The organism is Mesorhizobium sp. M7A.F.Ca.US.005.03.2.1, assembly GCF_003997795.1.
Classification (GTDB): Bacteria; Pseudomonadota; Alphaproteobacteria; order Rhizobiales; family Rhizobiaceae; genus Mesorhizobium; species Mesorhizobium ciceri.
The window spans coordinates 1-1,816 of sequence record NZ_RZRP01001073.1 but is presented as its reverse complement, the minus strand read 5'-3'; the positions used below and the strand labels follow the sequence as shown (position 1 = coordinate 1,816).

The 1,816-nt window shown below is 65.1% G+C and carries 2 protein-coding genes; one reads left to right on the top strand and one right to left on the bottom strand.

Going from position 1 to position 1,816, the window contains the following annotated elements; translation table 11 throughout:
- Positions 1-1,108 (bottom strand): MFS transporter (locus EN991_RS34725; protein WP_164769610.1); only part of this gene is annotated, 1,108 nt, incomplete at its 3' end.
- A gap of 119 nt (positions 1,109-1,227) precedes the next feature.
- Between EN991_RS34725 and EN991_RS34720 the strand changes: the two genes are divergently transcribed.
- The coding region (locus tag EN991_RS34720) for a LysR family transcriptional regulator (protein WP_127370418.1) at positions 1,228-1,816 on the top strand (589 nt) is incomplete at its 3' end.

Below are 1,816 nucleotides of genomic sequence, written 5' to 3'. Positions count from 1 at the left end.
CGGTGACAAGCTCGATGTAAGCCACTCCGTGCCAGGCGGAGACAGAGATGCCTCCGACAATAAGCACGACCGGAAGAACCGCCGACCAGATGAGCTGGCCGCCCGGAATGGTTGGGCCGAACAGGACCAGCAGCCAAAGCATGGCGAAGGCAAGGGCGCTGAACGCGCTGCACAGGCGAAGAAATTGGCGGCGGTTGCCATAACGGTCGGTGAAGCGGCCGCTCCAGATGCGCATGACCATGGCGCCGATCTGCACCGCGGCGAGGCTGGCACTGATTGCCGCCGTTCCCAACCCAACGAAGTCGTGCAGGAATACGGAGGCGAAGGTGAGCACGGCCACCTGCGGAAAGCAGAGCAGGCCGATGGCGGTCGCGATACGCCAGACGTCGCGATTGCGCAGCGGCGCCGGTCCGGCCACAGCCGAAGCGGGATGGCCCTCGCCTGCCGTCGGCGGCTCGTGCAGCCAGCGCCAGGCGAACAGGGCAGACAGAGCGGATGCACCCGCCAGGACCCCGAACACCGCGGCAAAGCCGAAAGCCAGCGCAAGCGAGGGCAGCACGAGCGCGCCAAGGCCGCCGCCAAGCGGCACCGCCGTCTGCCTGATGCTCATGGCGAAGCCGCGCTCGTTTTCCCGGAACCAGCCCATGATGGCGCGGCCGCTCGAACCGTTGACGCTGCCGCCGAGCAATCCGGTGATGAATAGGCTCGCGGAGAGCAGCGTGACATCGGGAGTACCGGCCTTTGTCGGCACGACCAGCATCGCCATGACCAGGAGCCACGCCGCCGTCGCGCCGAGCCCGATCAACAGCACGCGGCGGTCGCCCCAGCGATCGGTGAGCAGACCCCAGGGCAGTTCGCTGAGCGCGACCCCAAGCCCGAGAAGGCCGAGCGCCAGGCCGAGCTCGGCATTGCCTAGGTGATAGCCCTGGCGAAGAACGACCGCCGTCGCCGGGATGCCGGAGAACGTAGCCGAGAAGGCGGCATTGGCGGCAACGCCGATGCCCAGGACTTTCCAGCGATGGCCCGGCGTGAACACCCTCCCGGTGGAACCGGTATCTTCCAGAAGTTCCGACGGCTGCCGGTCGGTGCAATTGACAATGGCGGACATGACTTCATTTCCCGTGCTGGCCAGCGGTCCGGCCTTGACGATCTGTCCCTACCGCCATAATTTCATCCTGAAAATCAGGAAGTTTTGAACTTACAATCCTGAAAATCGGGATTTCCAACATGCGACGCGTGACATTCGACCTCGACGTCTTGCGCAGTTTCGTCACCGGCATGGAGCTGGGTAGCTTTGCCAAGGCCGCTGACCGGCTTGGCCGGTCGACGTCGGCGGTCAGCGCGCAATTAAAGAAACTGGAAGAACAGGCGGCGACGCCGATCTTCCGCAAATCAGGACGGGGCCTCGCTTTGACCGAGGCCGGCGAGACCATGCTCGGCTATGCGCGCCGGCTAATCGAGTTGAACGACGAGGCGGCATCCGCCATCCACGGTGTCGAGCTGGAAGGCTGGGTACGGCTCGGCTTGCAGGAAGATTTCGGCGAGGCGGTGCTGCCGGACGTGCTCGGCCGATTTGCCCGGGCGCACCCCAAGGTGAAGATCGAAGCCAGGATCGCACGCAGCCACGACCTTGCCGAAAGGGTCCTGTCAGGCAGCCTCGATATCGCGCTCGCCTGGCACTGCGGCGAAACGCTGCCCTACAGCCAGCATGTCGCCGATGTGCCGATGCGCTGGATCGGGTCGGCAAAGCGTATCGAGACCAGCCTGCGCAACAGTGAGCCGCTGCCGCTGGTGGCGCTCGAAGCGCCATGCCTTC